Source organism: Spirulina sp. 06S082, assembly GCF_034932145.1.
Lineage (GTDB): Bacteria > Cyanobacteriota > Cyanobacteriia > Cyanobacteriales > Spirulinaceae > CCY15215.
The window spans coordinates 1-1,096 of the sequence record NZ_JAYGHV010000267.1 but is presented as its reverse complement, the minus strand read 5'-3'; the positions used below and the strand labels follow the sequence as shown (position 1 = coordinate 1,096).

At 62.0% G+C, this 1,096-nt stretch carries 1 protein-coding gene and 1 pseudogene; one reads left to right on the top strand and one right to left on the bottom strand.

The features are described from left to right. Positions 1-493, top strand: a pseudogene (locus tag VB714_RS15505) (hypothetical protein); the annotation flags it as partial. Here the strand turns inward: VB714_RS15505 and VB714_RS15500 are convergent. Next, the coding region (locus VB714_RS15500; RefSeq protein WP_323225534.1) for a WecB/TagA/CpsF family glycosyltransferase at positions 490-1,096 on the bottom strand (607 nt) is incomplete at its 5' end. The pseudogene VB714_RS15505 and the gene VB714_RS15500 overlap by 4 nt on opposite strands.

Here is a 1,096-nt window from a genome sequence, read left to right as displayed (position 1 = left end):
ATCGATTGCACCGAAGTTCCAGCGTGAAGTCCTGCGCGTCCTGAAACCCGGAGGTATTCAACGGATCGTCGTCCCGGACCTGGAGCAGGTATGCCGCAAGTACCTAGCCCATCTCACCCTCTGCGAAGAGGATAGCTCCCATCTGCCCCACCATGACGAGTACGTCGGCGCGATGATCGAGCAGGCGGTCCGCCGAGAGCCATTTGCCCTGCAGGGTCGACGGGGTCTGATCCAAGCCATCGAGCGGGTCTTGGTCGGCGATGCCAGAAGGCGCGGCGAGACGCATCAGTGGATGTACGACTGGGCGAACCTGGCGGCGTTGCTCCTCGACAGCGGATTCAGGAACCCTACTCGCGTTGGATTCGGCGAAAGCGGGATCGAGGGCTGGTCTAGGTATGGCCTCGACCTAGATGAGCTTGGGAAAGAGTATAGGCCGGGCTCCCTCTACGTGGAGGCCTTCAGGGAGGGTGGCTCAGGTTCGTGGCCGAGCTAGCCGTGCTTAAGTGATCGGGTCGGGACTTCAGTGCCGTCCCCTCGAGGTTGCCATATACGCAGACGCTGTAGTAGAACGAGACCGACAAAGAGGGTATTGAGACCGAGGTACCTCTTCCAAAGACGACGCGGGTCCTGCGCCAACCTGTACGCCCATTGAAGGCCTAATCGCTGCAGCCGCGGAGACGGCTCGCTCCTGACGCCCGCGTGGTAATCGAACGCAGCGCCGACCGCGACAACCGGCATGGACAGATCGGTCGCGCATTCATAGGCGAAAGTCTCTTGGCGCGGACAGCCGAGTCCGACAAACGCGATCGCAGCCCCTGAATCGCGGATTCGTTCAATCATGGCCGATCGCTCATCGGTCGAGAGCTGCCTGAAGCGGGACGGTTCGGCGCCGGCAATCTCGAGTCCCGGCACCGCATCCGGGAGCGCCTCGGCAAGACGCGACAACGTCCCAGACTGCGCTCCGTACAGATAAACCTGGAGTCTGTCCTGCGACGCTCGGTTGCATATCTCCATCATCAGCTTGGGTCCGTACACCCGATCCGCAAGCTGAACGCCGTGCAGCCAGTTCAAGGCCCATCGGACCGGCTGCCCATCG